Below are 18,467 nucleotides of genomic sequence, written 5' to 3'. Positions count from 1 at the left end.
AGGAATCCAGACGCAGATGCCTCCGTCATTGGCGCGCCCCCCAGTCGAGATAGGCGCTCATGCCCGGCCTCAGCTCGGGTATCGGCTCGACCGGGTAGGCGCGGATCGAGAACGTCCGCAGATCGAAATCGCCCGTCGCCCGCGTGGCGCGCCAGCTCACATATTCGCCTTTCGTCGCGATCAGCTTGACGACGACCGCGATGCGACGGTCACCGAGTGCAGGAATCCGCACATCGAGCCGGTCGCCGATCTTCAGCGTCTTGATGAGATCTTCGCGAAGATCGAAGTGGATCCAGACATCGGCGAGGTCGATCAGAGACATCAGAGGGACACCCGGCGCGACATACTCGCCCGGCTCGACGTTACGCTGATAGACCTGAGACGCAATCGGCGCCTGGACGACGAGTTGGTCGATGGCCGACTGCACGGCCCGGATGTCGGCATCGGCCTTTTCCACGTTGGCTCTGGCGATATCGCGTTCTTCCTTGGTATGGCCGTTGACGGCCTGCTCGTAGGCCGACTGGGCCTGGTCCACGGCTCGCTCGCTCTCGTGAAGCGAGTCGGTCGCTTGATCCAGGCGCGCCTGCGGCGAATTGCCCTGATCGGTCAACGTATGGATTCGATCGAACGTCTTTTGGGCGAGAACCCGGCCGGCCTGCACGCGCGCCAACTCGGCTTTCCGGACCGCAATGGTTTCTGCCCGAGTCCCTACGAGGACATTGGCGAGCTGGGCCTCGGCGACGGCCTTTGCCGCCACCATCTGGTCTCGCTTCGCGATCGTCTCCGGATTTTCGATGCTCACGAGCACGGCTCCGGACGCGACGTTCTGGCCGCGCGCGACCGGCACGTCCTTCACCCTGCCGTCGACACGGGCAGCGATATCGAGCCGCGTCGCATCGACCTCACCCTGGACCAATAGCGGCTGTGGCCTCGAGAGGTAGAACACCGACAGGCCGGTGACCGCCGCCGCGACCAGCACGACGATCAGAACCGGGACTTGGGTGGAATGTTTGCGAACCGCCTGATCATCATGATCGGAGGACCGTCGCTCTTCGACGCTTGCAATATGATCCATGAACGACTCTGTCATCGAACGATTCAGTGGGTGGAGCTCGTCGTCCTCATCGAGCCGAGCGCTCGAGAAAGACTTTGTGGCAGGCGCATCGCATGCCGACCATCGCGCGGCGCGGGCGTCCTTCAAGCGTCTTGCGCGCCGAGGTGCGCCGATGCACCGCGAAAGACTTGGACGTCCATTTCACGAACGAGCGGCTGCCACTTCCGCTCCTTCAACTCCGATATTGCTTGCCGTCGCCGACGCTCGACCGTCCAACAGCCGTTCGATCGTCGGGGGGATTGGTCCGCCCGCAAGACTTGATAGGAGCGTCGGATCGATCAATATTGCGCAATATTGCGCCGGCTTGAATGAAATTGCTCGGGCGGGCCCGCCTCCTGGACACCGTGCTCCGCGCGACACGCCGCCGGCAAACCTTGCGGCGAGCGCGCGCGGATGCCTGCTTTGCATGGATGGCGTCGGCGACCCTTTGGCCACGCGACAAGACATGGCAAGTGTTAGATGCGAGGCCCTGTGCCGGCAACCCCATCTCAGCCGAAATGGAACAACCGCCGTTCGCAAGCGTTTTTCGAATTCCGTTTGAACGAACTCTCCGTCAATGTACTATGGTCAATGGTTAATCCTTTACCCTTCAACGTCTCAGTGAGTGGCGCGCCGTCCGATGATACAGCCACAGTTCCTCAGCGGCGGTGGCGAAATGGGCGCTTACATTCGCGCCTATGATTGGTCGACGCATCCGCTTGGACGGCCCGAAGCTTGGCCCCAGTCACTCAAGACGGCGGTTCGACTTCTGCTCAATACGGGACATCCCGCCTACATATTCTGGGGTCCGGCAGGCTATTGCTTCTACAATGACGCCTATCGCCCTTCCATCGGCTTCGAGCGACACCCAGGATCAATCGGCCGCCCTGCGCGAGAGGTCTGGGACGAAATCTGGCCGATCATCGGCCCGCAGATCGAACAAGTCATGTCCGGCCGCGGGGCGACCTGGCATGAGAACCAACTCGTGCCGATCACCCGAGACGGTGAGCTGAGGGACGTCTACTGGACCTATAGCTATAGTCCGATCGATGACCAGGACGCGGTCGAAGGCGTTGGGGGTGTGCTGGTCATGTGCACCGAGACAACGGAGCAGGTATTGGCCGCTCAGCGGCTCGCCGAGGAGCGACGCCGACAACACCTCCTGCTGCGACAGATGCCCGGCTTCGTCTGCGTCCTGACTGGTTCCGAACATCGCTACGAGTATGTCAACGACGCCTATCGCACGATCGCGGGTGACCGCGACTTCCTCGGCCGCACGGTGCGCGAAGTCCTGCCTGAGCTCGCCGAACAGGGCTTCTATGATTTGCTCGACCACGTCAATGCAAGCGGCGAACGCTTCGTCGCCCGCGCGATGCCCATCAGCCTCGCTCGCGACGATGGCGAACGATTTATCGATTTCCTCTATGAGCCCGTTCGGAACGACACTGGCGAAGTGACCGGCATATTCGTGGGCGGTTACGACGTGACGGAGCAGGTGCGCGCCATCGAACACCTCCGCGTCAACGAGGAGCGGTACCGTACGTTGTTCGAGGCCATTCAGGTCGGCTTCTGTATCATCGAGATGATGCCCGACGACAACGGCAAACTCGCCGACTATCGATTTCTCGAAGTCAATCCCGCTTTCGAGCGCCAATCCGGGCTGCGCGACGTGTTGGGGTGTCGGATGCGAGATCTGATCCCTGACCACGAGCAGTTTTGGTTCGAGTTCTACGGTCGAGTCGCCACGACGGGCGAACAAGCGCGGACAGAGTTCGGGTCGTCATCATTGGGTCGGTGGTGGGACGTTCATGCTTTCCGCGTCGGAGCGCCGGAGCAGCGGAGAGTTGCGAGCTTGTTCAGCGACATATCCGACCGACGCCGCGCTGAACTTGCCCTGCAAGACTTGAATGAGAAGCTTGAAAGCCACGTCGCAGAGCGCACCGCCGAGCGCAATTTGCTTGCGAGGATCGTCGAGACCACTGACGCGCAGATCCAGGTGATCGATCATGAGTATCGCTGGCTGGCCATCAACAAGTCGTGCGCCGAGGAATATGTTCGGATCTACGGGAAGCTTCCGTCACTCGGACAGTCGCTCTTGGAATTCCTGGCCGACAGGCCCGAGCAAAAGGAAGCGGCCAAGGCGGGGTGGGATCGAGCCCTGTCCGGGGAAGCATTCACGACGGTGGGGGAATTCGGCGACGTTGCGATTGTACGTCGCTTCTACGAGATGAAATTCGAGCCGCTGGCAGACGAACAGGGCGCGCAGATCGGCGCGTTTCTGATTGGTCGGGACATTTCCGAGCGTACGCACGAACAACGAAGACTGGCCGAAGCCGAAGAGGCGCTTCGGCAGAGTCAAAAAATGGAAGCAATGGGGCAGCTTACAGGCGGCGTCGCGCACGACTTCAATAATCTGCTCACGCCAATCGTCGGCACGCTCGATATGCTCCAGCGCCGGCACGTTGGCGGCGAGCGGGAGCAGCGATTGATCGGGGGCGCAATCCAATCAGCCGAAAGGGCCAGAACACTCGTCCAGAGATTGCTCGCCTTTGCTCGCCGTCAGCCGCTTCAGCTTGTTTCGGTTGACGTGGCGCAGTTGGTGCACGGAATGGCGGATCTCATCAGGAGCACCACGGGGCCGCAGATCGATGTCGTGATCGATGCACCAGGTGATCTGCCACCTGCAAGGGTCGATTCCCACCAAGTTGAAATGGCGCTCCTCAATCTCTCCGTGAATGCCCGAGACGCCATGCCAAGCGGAGGGACACTTCGCATCACAGCCTCCGTTTCGATGGCCAGCCCGACCGAAGAGAGTATCCTGCAGCCCGGACGCTATGTCCGGCTATCGGTTGTCGACAGTGGCCTGGGAATGGACCCGGACACGCTGAAGCGCGCCGTCGAGCCATTCTTCTCGACCAAGGGCGTCGGTAAAGGCACCGGCCTTGGCTTGTCGATGGTGCATGGGCTCGTGTCCCAGTTGGGAGGAGCATTGACGATCAGCAGTGTCCCGGGGGCGGGCACGAATGTGGAGCTTTGGCTACCGATGAGCGACGATATGCCGGAGACGCTGTCCTCCACTCGCGCAATCGATAGAAAGGCGCAGGGTACAGTGTTGCTGGTGGATGACGAGGATCTCGTCCGGCTGAGCACGGCCGATATGCTCGCTGATTTGGGCTTCGACGTGGTCGAGGCGACATCGGCAGAACAAGCAATGAGGATCATCCGCTCAGAATCGACGTTGGATCTGATCGTCACGGATCATCTGATGCCCGGAATGACGGGCGTCCATCTGGCTCGTCAGGCCCAAGCGTTCCGGCCCCGAACCCCAATCCTCATCATCTCTGGGTATGCGGATGGAACCGGCATTGAGGCAGACCTGCCGCGGCTGATGAAGCCCTTCGTCAGAGACGAACTCGTGGCAAGCTTGGCCAACCTCGTCGCTTTCAACGATCAATGATCGGAGAGCACCACCTGCACCGCCGTGGCGCCCCAACGACCGACGCCTCGCACGATTCACGCCTTCCCAAGGGATTCTTCGATCTTCGCCAAGGCAAGGCTCAGCCTTGGCGCAACGAAATCCAGAAAGGCCCGGCGCTTGAGTGGTTGGACCGGCTGCGGCTGGTGCACGAGATTGACCGGGGTTGGACGATCATCCCGTTGGTGCAGGATGGTCACCAGCCGGCCATCAGCGATCGCACGCGCAACCTGATATGACATCAGGCGCGCGACACCGAGGCCGGCCGCCGCCGCCTCCACCACCGCGTCGGCCGTGTTGACCGAAAACCGCGGCTTGATAGGCACCGTGCGTTCGCCAGCGCCACTGCCAAACGTCCAGCTCCGGTAGGTCTGCAAGCCCTCGAAGGCGATGCAATCATGATCGCGCAGAGCCTCGAGGTCGGCGGGTTCGCCGCGGCGGGCAAGGTAGTCCGGACTGGCGCTGAGGATCCAGCGCACGTGCCCGACCTGGCGGCTGATCAGTTGGCTGTCGGGCATGCGGCCGATGCGGACCGCGACATCGACATGCGCGTCGACGAGATCGATGACGTGGTCCGACAGGATCAGCCGCACGCTGACCGGCGGATAGGCCGCAAGGAACGCATGGACGAGCGGCGCGACATGAAGCTTGCCGAACATGATCGGCGCCGTCACCAGCAGTTCGCCGCGCGGTTCGCGATATTCGCCGCTCGCCGCGCGCTCCGCTTCGGCCAGATCGTCGAGCAGACGCCGCGCCACAGCCGCGAAGGCTTCGCCGGCCTCGGTCAGGACCAGCTTGCGGCTGGTCCGCACCAGCAGCCGCGAGCCGAGATGCGCTTCCAGATCGGAAATCCAGCGGCTGACCGTCGGCAGGGGCACGGCGAGCGCGCGCGATGCTGCCGACAGGCTGCCGCCATCCACCGCCGCCACCAGCGTCCGCATTGCTTCGAAGCGATCCATCATTCTTCCAAAAAATGAAATATCGGCTCTCGAAAATAGCGCCTACTGCCGGAAAATGGAAGATCGTAGATGAGGGTCATCAGCCAATGCGGCTGTCGCGAAAGGACGATCCGATGACCCGTATCCCCACCCCCGCCACCATCGCCGACGCGCCCGAAGCCTCGCGTGCGCTGCTTGAAGGAGTCGCGAAGCAGCTCGGCAGCACGCCGAACATGTTCCGCGCCATCGCGCTCAGCCCGCAGGCGCTGGCAGGCTATCTCGCTTTGTCCGGCGCGCTCGGCAAGGGTTCGTTGCCCGCCGCGACGCGTGAGCGGATCGCCCTAGCGGTGGCAGAAATCAACGGCTGCAGCTACTGCCTGTCGGCCCACACCTATCTCGGCCGCAACCTCGCCGGGCTGGACGACGCGGAGATCACCGCCAACCGCAACGGCGCGTCGAACGATCCGAAGGCCGACGCCGCCGTTCGCTTCGCAGCCCTGGTCGCGCTCAATCGCGGCCATATCACCGACGCCGATTTCGCCGCCGTGAAGCTCGCCGGCTACACCGACGCCCAGGTCATCGAAATCGTGCAGCACGTCGCTCTGAACAGCTGGACCAACTTCTTCAACGAAGTGTTCAAGACAGAGATTGACTTCCCGGTCGTCGAAGCCAGCAAGGCCGCCTGACCCCAAGGGTGCGAGGACAGTACCGGCTGTCCTCGCGCGCCTGGCGCCTTTCCCCCCTTCATCGGAGCTTCCCCGTGACTCTCTACAAGTTCGCCACCATCAATGATCGCCAGGTGTTTTATCGCGAAGCCGGCGATCCGACACATCCGACCATTATCCTGCTGCACGGCTTTCCCACCAGCAGCTTCATGTTCCGCGACCTGATCCCGCTGCTGGCGGATCGGTTCCACGTGATCGCGCCCGATTACATCGGCTTCGGCCAGTCGGATGCGCCATCGGTTGCCGAGTTCGACTACAGCTTCGAGACGCTGACCACGCATGTGGCAGGGCTGATCGAGAAGCTCGGACTGAGCTCCACCATTCTCTACATGCACGACTATGGCGGCCCTGTCGGCTTCCGGCTGTTCACGCATAATCCGAAGGCCGTCACCGGCTTCGTGATCCAGAACACCAATGCCTATATGGCAGGCGTCGGCGAGATGCCGGCGCAGATCTTCCTGCCGCTGTGGGAGAAGCGCGACGCAGCCAGCGAGGCCGCCGCGCGCGGGCTCCTTTCCGCCGACACGACGAAGTACCAATATCAGGTCAGCGCGCGCAATGTCGAAGCCATCAGTCCCGACAATTGGACGCACGATCAGGCGCTGCTCGACCGCCCCGGCCATGATGCGGCACATCTGAACCTGCTCGAGGACTACAAGACCAATGTCGCGCTCTACGACAGCTGGCACCAGGCCTTCCGCACCCATCGCCCGAAGACGTTGATCATATGGGGCAGGAACGATCCGTTCTTCATCCCCGCCGGTGCCGAGGCCTACCTCGCCGACCTGCCCGACGCCCGCCTCGTCTGGCTCGATGCCGGCCACTTCGTCCTCGACGAGAACGCCGCCACGGTCGCAGCCGAAATCAAGGCGAGCTTCGCCGGCTGAGATCATCCCCGCCAGCTGGCTCAAATTCCTGCGATCCGAACTTCCGGACCCCCGCTCCTGCCTGAACAACAGGAGGATGTGAAGCGGGGGTTCTCGTCGAAGCACGGCTTTGGACAGCAAGTCCGGTCACTCTTTCAGCCACGACACAAGCGCGGCCGCCATGCCGAGCGCCAGCGCTATTCCTGCGACGCAGGCAGTCCAGCCGTGCCGGTCGAACAGTTGGCCGAGCAGCGCGCTGCCAGCGAGCCCACCGAAGAAATAGCAGGCGAGATAGCTGCCGCTGGCGACACCTCGATTCTCGCTCGCCGCTCGCCCAACGAAGCCGGTGACGGCAGCCTGCGCGAAGAAGGTTCCTACCGCCACCAGCACCATGCCGCCCAGCACGAGAGCAAGGTGCGCCGTGAGCAACAGCGGCAGGCCGGACGCGGCCAATGCCAGAGCCGCCCACAGCGTTGCGCGGGTGCCGAGCCGGATTGCGACTGGCCCCGCCAGCAGCGTCGTGACCACAGAGGGCGCGAACACAAAGTAGACCACACCGAGCGTCATCATTCCGAGCGAGAGCGGCGGCTGCACCAGGACGAAATTGACGAAGGTGAAGGTGCCGATGAACGCAAACAGGATGCAGAAGCCGATGCCGAAGGACGCGCGCAGACGCGGCTTGCGCCAGTGTGCCGCCAGGGCCTTCGATGGACTGTCGCCGGGTCCGCCCGCGATGTTCGGCGCAGCGCCGCGGATCGTGACGTACACCAGCACGGCACCGGCCAGGTTGAGCGCGGCGAACAGCAGGAAGTTCCAGGCCAGCCCGAGACCATCGACGACCGCTGCAGCGATCAGGCGCCCGACGAGATTGCTCGCGACGTTGCCGGTGATATAGGCCGCAAAGGCGCTGCCCGCATCGGCCGCGCTGCATTGCTCGCCGAGATGAGCCAGCGTCAACGCGAACGCCGAGGCCATGCACAGACCCTGCAGGACCCGGAGTGCCGTGAAGGTCATCAGACCGGGAGCCACCGCCAGCAGGCTGGTCGGCACGGCAAGCAGAACGAGACTGAGCAGGATGCCGACGCGGCGATTGATCCGCGGGCTGAAGATGCCGACGACGAGACTCGCGATGGCCATGCCGATCGTGCAGGCGTTGACGGCAAAGCCCATCGCGGCAGGCGTCACGCCATAATGGCGGGTCAGCGCCGGCAGGATCGCCTGGGTCGCAAACAGATCGACGACGGTGAGGAACGCGGTCAGCCCGATGACCAGCGAGCGGCGTATGGCGCTCGGACCATGGCTGACCGTCGCCATTGCAGCTGGCGTCATCGGTGCCGCGGACATGTCCGTCATCATGAGAGACGCTCCTGCCGAGACGCGGGAAGATGTGACGCCCAGCGCGGGGGCGGTGGCGGGGACGTCACATCGGGCAACGAGATCGTTGGACGAGAGGAGCCCGTTGCATCCCGGTCGTCACATGTTGTGATCGTGCGGATCGCGGCGGACGTCGCCCACATAGAGGATGACGGTCTCCTTGCCGAGGTTCTTCCACCAGTGCGAGGTGCCATGGACTTCGGGGCGGATGTCGCCGGCCTTGTGCACGATCGGGTCGACGCAATTGGAGGCGTATTCGACGATCTCGCCCTGCTGCACGAAAATCAGGGCCGGCCGGTCGTCATGGCTGTGCCAGGGCACGATGCCGCCGGGTTCGATGGTCAGCTTGCGGAAGCGCAACTCGCGGTCTTTGATGTTGGCCGGCTGCTTCTCGAGATCGATCGACCCCAGCGTCACGTCGGTCACGCCGACCGGCTTGTAGTCGACCATGGAACGCGCATTCGGCTTCATCTTGTCGGCCGGACATTCGCCGGCCAACGTGGGCTGCGCGATCAGGACGGCCGCGCCGAAAACAGCGAGGCCGAGCGACAATCTGCGGGAAAGGCGGAAACGGTGGTCCATTAGGAATATCCTCTGGGAGTGGATCGAGAGCAGTGACGGCATTGTCATCGCGGGCCGAGCCTTTCTGAAATGCCGAGTGTCTTCCGGGACGATAGCGTGGAGCTATCCGTATCGGGACGAACGCGTCGCACGGAGCGCTTCGCGATTGGCAGCGGCTATCGAACTGATTGGACATCGGCATTTCCGACCGCCGAAGTCGATCGCTAGCGTGGTTCGCCGCACCTTGCGCGTCGGCGCCCTTTCAGGAACGGCGCAGCCGCCCTATTCTGCAGCCCTTGTCGGAGCCGACCATGACCGCTCTCTCCTCCGCCGATGCCGAACGGCTCAAGCTCGCGTTTCAGCGCTGCCGCGAGATGGACGGCCCACTGAACGAACAGCTGCGCGCCTATGCCGACGCAGGCCGGGAGATCTTCCCGGCCTATGCCATGGCTGTGGACCGGCTGGTCGAGCGGCTCGGGGAGAATGGAGGTGGCGTCAATGCGCCGCGCCCAGGCGAAGCAATGCCGCATTTCATCCTGCCCGATGAGCGTGGGCGTCTCGTCGCGCTCTCGTCGCTGCTGGCGCAGGGCCCGGTGGCGGTGATGTTCTTTCGCGGGCATTGGTGTCCCTACTGCCGGCTCAATGTCCGCGCCGTGATCCAGGCCCAGCCGCGCATCGCAGACATGGGCGCCCAGTTGGTGGCCATCATGCCGGAAACCCAGGAGTATACCGGCCAGTTCAAGGCCGATTGCGGCGCGAGCTTTCCGGTGCTGACCGATCTCGACAACGGCTATGCTCTGTCGCTGAACCTCGCGATCTGGCTCGGCCACGAGATCCAGCAGTTGCTGTCCCACCAGAACCTCGCCAGATTCCACGGCAATGATGGCTGGATGCTCCCGATCCCGGCTGTGTTCGTGGTCGGCCGCGACGGCCTGGTGACGTCGCGCTTCGTCGATCCGGACTTCCGCCGGCGCATGGACGTCGAGGACCTCGTCGACGCGCTCAGGCAAGTCAGCTGAGCGATCTTCTCAGCCCGCGATCGCGCGCCAGTCTGCGCCCCGAAGCATCCGCATCACGGCCGAGGCCACGGCCGTGCGCTGGCGGCCGGCAACGCCGTAGAGGTTGACCGTTCTCCGTGCATCGAGACCATCAATCATGGTGCGCCTTAGCGTGTCCGGCACTTGCGAGCTGTGCGGGATCATTGCGACCCCGATATCGGCCTGCACCAGCTCGATCAGGTCTCGCTCCGAGCAGATGTCGTGGCCGCGGTCGATGTCGAGGCCGTGCTCGCGCAGGCTATCGGAAATCCGGTTGCGATGCTCGCAATAGGTCCGGCTCAAGAGCTGCTCGGTCCGCAGGTCGTCGATGTCGACCGGGTTTCGGCCGGCGAGATGATGGTCCGTGCGCACGACGAGTTCGAAATGCTCGGTGAACAGCGGCCAGACATCGAGCCGATCCCAGCTCTCGTCGATCTCGGCGGCAATTCCGAGCTCGGCTTCGCCCTTCTTCAGATAGTCCGCGACCTCGCGGCTATCGCCGCGCAGAAAGCGAAATTCCAGCCGGTTGAATTGCCGCTTGATCTGTTCGAGATGCGGGATCAGCAACGCAAGGTCGATCGAATGCGTGAGCGCGATCCGCAAGGCGCCGACCTCACCACTCTTGAACGAGGACGCCAGCGAGCGGGCTCCGAGCGCGGCGTCGTAGCACTGTTGCAGGAGCGGGTGCATACGCTGACCCAGTTCAGTCAGCTGGGCGGACGGCCGTTCACGCCGAAACAGATCACCGCCCAGTTCTGCCTCGAGCTGTTTGATCGCGCGCGTCAGCGACGGCTGCGTGACATTGCATTCCTCCGCGGCCCTCGTGAAGTTGAGCAGCCGCGCGACGGCGAGGAAATAGCGGACCTGGTGCATCTCCATCGATCGCCTCCCTGCTCCTGTGTCTCGTGACTGAATAGCAAAAACCGGATTGAAGGACATCCGGGCTGCAATAGCGCCGGCCTATCGTTTCGGAAGCCATGCAGTATTTCCATCTCACCCGCCGGCCGCTCAGACTGTGAGCGACATCGGACACCCCAAGGCGTCGGCTCGCCACGACATTTTACGAGGGATCAGCCATGAACGTTACTGCGCAGATGCCGTCTCCGGTTACCACCAGCCCCCTCGCAGGCAAGGTGGCGGTGGTCACCGGGTCGACCAGCGGCATCGGGCTCGGCATCGCACGCGCTCTCGCCGAGGCCGGCGCCGACATCGTGCTGAACGGCTTCGGCGATGCAAAAGACATCGAAATGACGCGGGAGCAGATCGCGACTGCATGCGGCGTCAGGGCGAACTACGCCCCGGCCGACATGACGAGCCCAGACTCCATCGCCGAGATGATCGAAACGACCATCGCTCGATCCGGCCGGCTCGACATCCTCGTCAACAATGCCGGCATCCAGCATGTCGCGCCGCTCGAACAATTTCCGCCGCAGAAATGGGACCAGATCCTTGCGATCAACCTGTCGTCGGCCTTTCACACCACGCGCCTGGCGCTGCCGGCAATGCGCCAGAACGGCTTCGGCCGGATCATCAACGTCGCCTCCGCTCATGGGCTGGTCGCCTCGCCGTTCAAGTCCGCCTATGTCGCGGCGAAGCACGGCATTGTCGGCCTGACCAAGGTGACTGCGCTGGAAGCGGCGGAAGCCGGCATCACCTGCAATGCGATCTGCCCCGGCTACGTCTACACGCCGCTGGTCGAGGCGCAGATCGACGGACAAGCCAAGGCCCACGGCATCCCGCGCGACCAGGTGATCCGCGACGTGCTGCTGGGCCAGCAGCCGAACAAGCGCTTTGCGACGGTCGATGAAATTGGCGCCCTGGCCGTGTTTCTGTCGAGCGCCGCCGCGGCCTCGATCACCGGAATAGCGCTGCCGGTCGACGGCGGCTGGACCGCGCATTGACACCTCGAGATGAGCCTCAGGACCTAATGGAAGCATGGCGAGGAGCTGCACATGAAAGTCACGGACGCTGCGAAAGCCATCAACAACCAGCCAAGACAGATCGTGCTGGTGCTGCAGGGCGGCGGCGCGCTCGGCTCCTACCAGGCCGGCGTCTACCAGGCGCTCCATGAGGCAGGCATCGAGCCGGACTGGATCATCGGCACCTCGATCGGCGCCATCAATGCCAGCCTGATCGCCGGCAATGCGCCCGAACAGCGGCTGACGAGGCTGCGCGAGTTCTGGAAGCGGATGGAGCAGAATTCCGTCTGGAACCTGCGCACCGCGTTTCCAGGTTTCAACGAACGTCTCACCTATTGGTCGACGATCACCAGCGGCATTCCCGGCTTCTTTCGTCCCAACCCGCTCGCCCATGCCGGTTATTCCTACCCGCTCGGGGCCGACAATGCGGGCTTCTATTCGACGACCCCGCTGGAGAAGACACTGATCGATCTGGTCGACTTCGATCTGCTGAACAGCTGCGCGCCCCGCCTGACCATCGGTGCGGCGCATGTGCGGACCAGCCAGATGCGCTATTTCGACAGCCGCGACGGCGAGCTGACGGTGAAGCATGTCATGGCCTCCGGCGCCCTGCCCCCGGCGTTTCCCGCCATCCGCATCGACGGCGAACTGTACTGGGACGGCGGCATTCTTTCGAACACGCCGACTGAAGCCGTGTTCGACGACAATCCGCGCAGGAACTCGCTGATCTTCGCCGTCCATCTCTGGAATCCGGTGGGAGCCGAGCCGACGACGATGGCCGAGGTGCTGAACCGCCATAAGGACGTGCAATACTCCAGCCGCATCGTGAGCCAGATTGCGCGCCAGCAACAGGCGCACCGACTCCGCCATGTCATCAACCAGCTCGCGGCGCGCCTGCCGGAGCACGAGCGCAACGACCCGGCCGTCCGGGAGCTTGCCAGCTACGGCTGTTCGACGACGATGCACGTCGTGCGCCTTCTCGCGCCGCAGCTCGACCACGAAACCCATACCAAGGACATCGACTTCAGTCGCTCCGGCATCATGCAGCGCTGGGACGCGGGCTACGCCCATACCCAATCCGTTCTGCAGCGGAAGCCGTGGATCGGCGAGTTCGACGCGCTCTCGGGCGTGGTCCTGCACGAGCACATGGCCGAGTTGCCGATCGCGGCGGAGTGAAGACGCCGCCGCGAGCTACACGAACAGGGAGACGAGCCGTGTCCGGTCGGACGCGGCTTCGATGCGCACATGAATTCTTGGACGTACGTCGATCAGCTCCGGCTTCGCCAAGCACACATCAAGTGATCGAGCGAGATCCGTCCACCGCCATGCGCCATCAGCGCAAGCGCCATTGCCGCCCAGGTGATGTGGAGCGGCCAGCCATCGGGCACAGTGAGCTCGACGATTGCGGTCATGAACAGCAGGCCGAGTGCAGCGAACCGCGTTCCCAGACCGAGCACCAGCAGCACCGGAAACATGATCTCGCCGCAGCCGGACATGAAGGCCATCACGTTCGGAGCCGGGAAATGATAGGGACCGCCGGGCAGATGCAGCATGAACTCGTCGGTGAACAAGGTCACGGCGGTCTCGCTCAGCTTCAGGAAGCCGTCCCATTTCAGGATGCCCGATCGCCAGAACGGCACGGCCAGCGCGACCCGTAGAGCCAGTTGCGCCACCGAAGGTGGGGCAACCATTTGCACGAGCTGCGTCGCTCTGTCGGCGAGCGCACCGACGGAGGGAAGATTCGAACTGGCTGCGATACGCTGCTCTGTGATCATCGCGCATGTCCCGACGTGACTGAGGTAAAAGCGCCGGCCTCGATCAGACCGGCGATGTTGATGGCGAGGTCGAACTGCCGATCGGCGTCCAGCGCACGCGCGGCAGCCTCGCCGAGCGGCAGGCCGTCGATCAGGCTGGCGACGAAGACCGCCCCGCCGGGCGGCAGCCGCCGGACCTCGACGTCGAAATCCGGACGGACCACGAGAGCGTCCTCGGCGGTCGAGGCATCGATGCGTGCTGTCGGCTCAGTGGTCCGATTGGCGGCAAAGATCGTCACCGCGGCGAAGTTTGAGCGGACGAGCCGGGTCGAGGGATGCGGAATGAAAATGGCGTCGGCGAGCCGGTCCGGCGGGATCATCGACAGCGCCGCTGGAGCCAGTGGCGCGGCGTCGGCGGCATGGTAAGCATCCAGCCATGCGCGCTCGATCCGCGCCACGTCGGCGAGCCACGGCAGCTCCGCGGCATGCGGATATGTCTCGATGAAGCTCGGGAAGTCGCGGCCATACGCGAACAGCAGCGGTGATGACGGCGGGGTCTGTCGCAGATGACAGCGCGCCATCTCGCGAAATAATGCCTCGCCTGTGATCCGCTGCACCGCCGGATAGATCGCGGCCAGCGCATTGACGAGGCTCACCGTGACATTGTTGCGGTACACGTCGTAGCGGCGGCCCGCCGGCCTGCTGCCCGGTCCGGTGACGCCGGCTGGAGCTGCCGCGCTGGGCGTGAGCAGGCCCGCGGCAAACGCCGCTGCATAGTCGAACGAGGTGTCAGGCTGCATGGCGTGTGCTCTCGGCCGCTCGATCGAGAATGCGCTGAGCCGCGGTCGCCTCGGCCTTCAGGACGGACCATTCCGGGATGTTGCTGTCCCACTCGATCAAGGTCGGCAGCGGCCCGCAACGGTCGATGACGATTTCAAACAGCTTCCAGACTGCGTCTGCGACCGGTCCGTCATGGCTGTCGATCAGCAGGACATCGCCATCGTCGTCGCGTTGCTCGGCATGGCCGGCGAGGTGGATCTCGCCGACCATCGCGAGCGGAAAATCATTCAAATAGTCCAGTGCCGCGAAGCCGTGATTGGTCGCGGACACGAAGACGTTATTGACGTCGAGCAGCAGCCCGCAGCCGGTACGCTGCGTGACGGTGCGAAGGAAATCGGTTTCGCTGATCGTGGAGTCAGCGAAGGTGACGTAGGTGGCGGGATTTTCCAGCAGGATCGGTCGCCGGATCGCCTCCTGGACCTCGTCGACATGGTCGCAGACCCGCGCCAGCGTTGCCGCCGTATAGGGGAGCGGCAGCAGGTCGTTGAAGAAGCTGGTCGCATGCGTCGACCATGCCAGATGTTCGGAGACGAGCGTCGGCTGGTACCGCGCGACGAGCCCGCGAAACCGGGCGAGATGGTCACGGTCGATCGGGGACAGGCCGCCGATCGACATGCAGACACCGTGCAGCGACAGCGCATGGTCGCGGCGCAGGCGCTCCAGCGCACGATGCGGCGGGCCGCCGGCGCCCATGTAGTTCTCGGCATGGACCTCGAAGAAGCCGCGCTGCGGCGGCTCTCCGAGAATGGCGGGGAGATGCTCATGCTTGAAGCAGGTCCCTGCCACACCCCCGAGCGGCGGAGGGAAGCACAGGGGCATGGGATTGGACGCCCGCAACGCGACCGCATGTGTCATGCTGTTCTTCCCTGCCCCTGCTCGTCGCCAGCTCAGATCGGCTTCAGCGATCCGCGCTTGCCGTTGGGCAGCTCGATATTGGCGCAGGTGCCACCGGCCACGAACTTCCAGGCGTTGCCCTGGTAGTCGGTCGTGGACGTGCCCTGGCAGGTCGTGCCCGGGCCGGCGGCGCAGTCGTTCTGGCCCTTCAAGGCGACGCCGAAGCATTTCTCCTTCTTCGCGGCGACGGCGGCATCGACCTCGGCCTTGGTCAGAGGGCCGGCAGCGGCCAGCGTGGCCAGCGCCGTGGAGACGGCGCCCGCGAGCGCCAGCGAGGTGATGGTGGTCTTGGTCGACATGGAGTTCTCCTCATCGTTTGCTTCGCCCGCACCGGCGAATTGGCACTGTCTCCTTCGGATCGATTGGGATCGCCGTTAGCAGCGGTCCTGATCACAGATCCGTGAGACATCGACATGCGCCCACTTCGTGCAGCGCCGGGACGAATTAGCCTGGAGCCGACGGCCGGGCGCCAATGCCTTGTGCCTATGGCCGCGTTAGCGCCTGGGCATTGGCTTTCTCCGCCCACAGCCTGCAAAGACCTAACGTAACGAGCGGAGCAGCCCAGGCGTAAGGCGATCAAGCATCACAGGCGGGCATGGGAAGCAGGCGGTGACTCCAGACGCGCGACATCCACATGCGAGACCCGCATCTCATCGCGTTACCGTCAGCATTCGCGTGGTGGTCTCCGCGATGGTCCTGGCTGCCATCCTGCTGACGGCGGTATCGTCCAGCCTTGTGTGGTGGCGGACGGCCGACGCGACCAGCCGTCAGCTGGCGTCGACCATCAACGACCAGATCGTTGCCGCCGTCCGCAAGGAGGTTGCATCCATCGTCGATCAGGCGCGCGCCGCGCACACCGCGATCCGCACCCTGTTTCTCCAAAACGTGCTCGAGACCCGCGAAGCCGACAAGCGCGAATTCGTCTTTCTGTCGCAACTGCAGTCGCATCCGACGATCTCCTGGGCGGCGTTCGGCTGGCCCGATGGCGCGTTCTTCGCCGCTCACAAGCTCGGGGATCGCCGGCTGGAGATGATGGAAATCTCGCTGACCGATCATGCCGGCGAGCGCCGCATCGACGAATACGACGTCGTCCCCGGCGACATCGAATTCGCCAGCCGACGATTCGTGCCGACCGATTTCCGCGTCACGGAGCAGCCCTGGTTCAAGACTGCGATCGCCGCCGACGGGCCGGACTGGTCCAGGGTGGCCGAGCATCCGACCGGTGAGCGCGCGGCGATTGCCTTCGCCGGACCGATCGACGTGTACCAGGAACGGCAGGGCGTGCTGGCGATCATCATCGAGTATACGCGGCTGTCGCGCTTCCTCGCCCAATTGGAGGTCGGCCGCACCGGGGCCGCCTTCATCTTCGACGGCAGCGGCGCGCTGGTGGCGTCGCCCGACGCGAAGGCCGACGAGATCAATCCGGCGCAGGGTGAGCCGCCGGTGTTGCTGACATTCGCGCGACGGGCGGTCGCAACCGCCATCGCCCAGAAAATGGATGACGCCTGGCGCAGCCGCCTCTCCGATGCCGCCGATGCCTACGAAACCACGGTGACACCGCTGCCATTCCCCGGCTGGCGGCTGGTGACGGTGATCCCGGAAGCCGAGTTTCTCGGCCCGGTGCAGGCCACCCTGCGCCGGTTGATCATCATGTTGGTGGCAGGCGCTGCGCTGGCCGCGCTCGCCTCGGCGATCCTGGTGCGCTCCATGATCGCGGTCCCGCTCGCGCGCGTCGTCGGCGAATTGCGCCACGTCGAGGCGTTCGCGCTGGAAGCGGTGCGCCGTCATCCGTCGCGGCTGCGCGAGATCGGCAGCCTGTCGGGGGCCATCGCCGAAATGGCGTCGGGCCTCTCGGCGTTCCGCAAATTCATTCCAACCGATCTGGTCCGCGGACTGCTGCGTCAGGGCGTCGAGGCGAAACCGGGCGGGACGCTGCAGGAGCTGACCGTGATGTTCATCGACATCGCGGGCTTCACCGGCCTGTCGGAGCGGATGGGCGACGGCGTCGTCGGGCTGCTGTCGCGCTATCTCGATCTGGTCTCGGAGGTGGTCGTCGCGCATGGCGGAACGATCGACAAGTTCATCGGCGACGCCGTGATGGCGTTCTGGGGCGCGCCACAGCCGCAGGCCGACCACGCCTTGCGTTGCTGCCTCGCCGCGCTCGCCTGCCAGCGCGCCATCGACGAGGCCGATCTCGTCGACGATCTCGGACAGAAGCTGCGGATCCGGATCGGCATCAACACCGGCCGCATGCTGGTCGGCAATATCGGCTCCGAACTCCGGCTGAACTACACCGTGATCGGCGATGCCGTGAACGTCGCGAGCCGGCTGGAGGGCGCCAACAAGGCCTATGGCACCACGGTGCTGATGGGAGAAGCCACCGCGCAGAGCGCCGGCCCCTCGATCATCGCCCGCGAGGTGGACCGCATCGGCGTCTATGGCCGCGAGCAGGGACTGGCAGCGTATGAGTTGATCGCGCGCGTGACCGGCGCTGCGATCGGGCGACGTCCGTCCTGGATCGACGACTACGAACGCGCGTTGGCCTGTTACAGGGTCAAGGACTTCGCCGGGGCCGCCGCCGGCTTCGCGCAGGTGCTGCTGGAGCGCCCGCATGACGGGCCCGCAAGCGTGATGCTGGAACGCAGCAGGCGCATGCTCACCAACGCCGGCGATTTCGCCTGGCAACCGGTCGCGGCCCTGACCGCGAAGTGACGACAGCTTGTCCGCGAGCGAGATCTAAGCTCACTGGGTGTGCCGCGGCTGGACCGTCGTGGCAGACGGATAGCGGACACGTATCGCAGCAAGAGCCCTCCAGCATTTCCGTTGGAGCGAGCAGGCCATCATCGTCGGCGCGCCCACGGTATCCGCCATGCCGGCGGACCTCAGACGAGCGTCACGACCATTCAGACCGCCGGCCCTTACGCCCCGTCTACGCTCGACGCAAGAGCCGAGACGATCCTTCGCGAAAGAGCAAAACCGAAGGGTGGCATC

General features: G+C 64.3%; 16 protein-coding genes. 7 read left to right on the top strand and 9 right to left on the bottom strand.

Annotated elements, in window-relative coordinates:
• Window positions 1-25: 25 nt before the first annotated feature.
• Window positions 26-1,201, bottom strand: coding sequence for an HlyD family secretion protein (locus tag ACQR1B_RS02900; protein WP_434831331.1), 1,176 nt, complete (start codon window positions 1,199-1,201; stop codon window positions 26-28).
• Window positions 1,202-1,733: 532 nt separating this feature from the next.
• Between ACQR1B_RS02900 and ACQR1B_RS02895 the strand changes: the two genes are divergently transcribed.
• Entirely contained in the window at window positions 1,734-4,550 is a 2,817-nt protein-coding gene (locus ACQR1B_RS02895; protein ID WP_434831332.1) for a PAS domain-containing protein, read from the top strand.
• Window positions 4,551-4,606: 56 nt separating this feature from the next.
• On the opposite strand, the gene ACQR1B_RS02890 is transcribed toward ACQR1B_RS02895, so the two are convergent.
• Entirely contained in the window at window positions 4,607-5,527 is a 921-nt protein-coding gene (locus tag ACQR1B_RS02890; protein ID WP_434831333.1) for a LysR family transcriptional regulator, read from the bottom strand.
• Between the two features lie 113 nt (window positions 5,528-5,640).
• On the opposite strand from ACQR1B_RS02890, the gene ACQR1B_RS02885 reads away from it, so the two are divergent.
• Entirely contained in the window at window positions 5,641-6,192 is a 552-nt protein-coding gene (locus tag ACQR1B_RS02885; protein ID WP_434831604.1) for a carboxymuconolactone decarboxylase family protein, read from the top strand.
• Window positions 6,193-6,266: 74 nt separating this feature from the next.
• Entirely contained in the window at window positions 6,267-7,118 is an 852-nt protein-coding gene (locus ACQR1B_RS02880; RefSeq protein ID WP_434831334.1) for an alpha/beta fold hydrolase, read from the top strand.
• Window positions 7,119-7,244: 126 nt separating this feature from the next.
• Here the strand turns inward: ACQR1B_RS02880 and ACQR1B_RS02875 are convergent, their stop codons facing one another.
• A complete protein-coding gene (locus ACQR1B_RS02875; RefSeq protein WP_434831605.1) occupies window positions 7,245-8,450 on the bottom strand; it encodes an MFS transporter in 1,206 nt (401 codons plus the stop codon).
• A 120-nt stretch (window positions 8,451-8,570) separates the two neighbouring features.
• The gene (locus tag ACQR1B_RS02870) at window positions 8,571-9,053 is read right to left on the bottom strand and encodes a cupin domain-containing protein (RefSeq protein ID WP_434831335.1); all 483 of its coding nucleotides are present in this window, start codon (window positions 9,051-9,053) and stop codon (window positions 8,571-8,573) included.
• 290 nt (window positions 9,054-9,343) lie between these two features.
• Between ACQR1B_RS02870 and ACQR1B_RS02865 the strand changes: the two genes are divergently transcribed.
• Window positions 9,344-10,051 (top strand): peroxiredoxin-like family protein, encoded by a 708-nt coding sequence (locus tag ACQR1B_RS02865; protein ID WP_434831336.1) that lies wholly within the window; start codon window positions 9,344-9,346, stop codon window positions 10,049-10,051.
• A gap of 9 nt (window positions 10,052-10,060) precedes the next feature.
• On the opposite strand, the gene ACQR1B_RS02860 is transcribed toward ACQR1B_RS02865, so the two are convergent.
• A complete protein-coding gene (locus ACQR1B_RS02860) occupies window positions 10,061-10,948 on the bottom strand; it encodes a LysR family transcriptional regulator (RefSeq protein WP_434831337.1) in 888 nt (295 codons plus the stop codon).
• Window positions 10,949-11,145: 197 nt separating this feature from the next.
• On the opposite strand from ACQR1B_RS02860, the gene ACQR1B_RS02855 reads away from it, so the two are divergent.
• On the top strand, window positions 11,146-11,970 hold the full coding sequence (locus ACQR1B_RS02855) for a 3-hydroxybutyrate dehydrogenase (RefSeq protein WP_434831338.1): 825 nt from the start codon (window positions 11,146-11,148) through the stop codon (window positions 11,968-11,970).
• A gap of 51 nt (window positions 11,971-12,021) precedes the next feature.
• On the top strand, window positions 12,022-13,164 hold the full coding sequence (locus tag ACQR1B_RS02850) for a patatin-like phospholipase family protein (protein WP_434831339.1): 1,143 nt from the start codon (window positions 12,022-12,024) through the stop codon (window positions 13,162-13,164).
• 92 nt (window positions 13,165-13,256) lie between these two features.
• Here ACQR1B_RS02850 and ACQR1B_RS02845 read toward each other — a convergent pair whose 3' ends face one another.
• The 4 genes from ACQR1B_RS02845 to ACQR1B_RS02830 are packed head-to-tail and all read right to left on the bottom strand — an operon-like array spanning window position 13,257 to window position 15,775.
• Window positions 13,257-13,763, bottom strand: a complete 507-nt coding sequence (locus ACQR1B_RS02845; RefSeq protein WP_434831340.1) for a DoxX family protein — start codon at window positions 13,761-13,763, stop codon at window positions 13,257-13,259.
• On the bottom strand, window positions 13,760-14,542 hold the full coding sequence (locus tag ACQR1B_RS02840; protein ID WP_434831341.1) for an HvfC/BufC N-terminal domain-containing protein: 783 nt from the start codon (window positions 14,540-14,542) through the stop codon (window positions 13,760-13,762). The genes ACQR1B_RS02845 and ACQR1B_RS02840 overlap by 4 nt, the downstream gene beginning before the upstream one ends.
• Window positions 14,532-15,437: an MNIO family bufferin maturase gene (gene bufB, locus ACQR1B_RS02835; RefSeq protein ID WP_434831342.1), complete on the bottom strand. Its 906-nt coding sequence runs from the start codon at window positions 15,435-15,437 to the stop codon at window positions 14,532-14,534. The genes ACQR1B_RS02840 and bufB overlap by 11 nt, the downstream gene beginning before the upstream one ends.
• A gap of 32 nt (window positions 15,438-15,469) precedes the next feature.
• A complete protein-coding gene (locus tag ACQR1B_RS02830; RefSeq protein WP_434831343.1) occupies window positions 15,470-15,775 on the bottom strand; it encodes a BufA1 family periplasmic bufferin-type metallophore in 306 nt (101 codons plus the stop codon).
• Between the two features lie 391 nt (window positions 15,776-16,166).
• Here ACQR1B_RS02830 and ACQR1B_RS02825 point away from each other — a divergent pair, with 391 nt between their 5' ends.
• The gene (locus ACQR1B_RS02825; protein WP_434831344.1) at window positions 16,167-18,188 is read left to right on the top strand and encodes an adenylate/guanylate cyclase domain-containing protein; all 2,022 of its coding nucleotides are present in this window, start codon (window positions 16,167-16,169) and stop codon (window positions 18,186-18,188) included.
• Window positions 18,189-18,467: the final 279 nt, after the last annotated feature.

Origin of the sequence: Bradyrhizobium oligotrophicum, from assembly GCF_051168495.1 — a bacterium.
Taxonomy (GTDB): Bacteria; Pseudomonadota; Alphaproteobacteria; order Rhizobiales; family Xanthobacteraceae; genus Bradyrhizobium; species Bradyrhizobium oligotrophicum_A.
Note: the sequence above shows the minus strand (reverse complement) of the source record. Positions and strands in the feature narration are given on the sequence as shown.

What these genes read in the sequence shown, in the direction of transcription:
- ACQR1B_RS02895 (WP_434831332.1), top strand. Translation starts at nt 1,734, where the DNA reads ATGATACAGCCACAGTTCCTCAGCGGCGGTGGCGAAATGGGCGCTTAC.
- ACQR1B_RS02890 (WP_434831333.1), bottom strand. Translation starts at nt 5,527, where the DNA reads ATGGATCGCTTCGAAGCAATGCGGACGCTGGTGGCGGCGGTGGATGGC.
- ACQR1B_RS02885 (WP_434831604.1), top strand. Translation starts at nt 5,641, where the DNA reads ATGACCCGTATCCCCACCCCCGCCACCATCGCCGACGCGCCCGAAGCC.
- ACQR1B_RS02875 (WP_434831605.1), bottom strand. Translation starts at nt 8,450, where the DNA reads ATGACGGACATGTCCGCGGCACCGATGACGCCAGCTGCAATGGCGACG.
- ACQR1B_RS02870 (WP_434831335.1), bottom strand. Translation starts at nt 9,053, where the DNA reads ATGGACCACCGTTTCCGCCTTTCCCGCAGATTGTCGCTCGGCCTCGCT.
- ACQR1B_RS02865 (WP_434831336.1), top strand. Translation starts at nt 9,344, where the DNA reads ATGACCGCTCTCTCCTCCGCCGATGCCGAACGGCTCAAGCTCGCGTTT.
- ACQR1B_RS02860 (WP_434831337.1), bottom strand. Translation starts at nt 10,948, where the DNA reads ATGGAGATGCACCAGGTCCGCTATTTCCTCGCCGTCGCGCGGCTGCTC.
- ACQR1B_RS02855 (WP_434831338.1), top strand. Translation starts at nt 11,146, where the DNA reads ATGAACGTTACTGCGCAGATGCCGTCTCCGGTTACCACCAGCCCCCTC.
- ACQR1B_RS02850 (WP_434831339.1), top strand. Translation starts at nt 12,022, where the DNA reads ATGAAAGTCACGGACGCTGCGAAAGCCATCAACAACCAGCCAAGACAG.
- ACQR1B_RS02845 (WP_434831340.1), bottom strand. Translation starts at nt 13,763, where the DNA reads ATGATCACAGAGCAGCGTATCGCAGCCAGTTCGAATCTTCCCTCCGTC.
- ACQR1B_RS02840 (WP_434831341.1), bottom strand. Translation starts at nt 14,542, where the DNA reads ATGCAGCCTGACACCTCGTTCGACTATGCAGCGGCGTTTGCCGCGGGC.
- bufB (WP_434831342.1), bottom strand. Translation starts at nt 15,437, where the DNA reads ATGACACATGCGGTCGCGTTGCGGGCGTCCAATCCCATGCCCCTGTGC.
- ACQR1B_RS02830 (WP_434831343.1), bottom strand. Translation starts at nt 15,775, where the DNA reads ATGTCGACCAAGACCACCATCACCTCGCTGGCGCTCGCGGGCGCCGTC.
- ACQR1B_RS02825 (WP_434831344.1), top strand. Translation starts at nt 16,167, where the DNA reads ATGGTCCTGGCTGCCATCCTGCTGACGGCGGTATCGTCCAGCCTTGTG.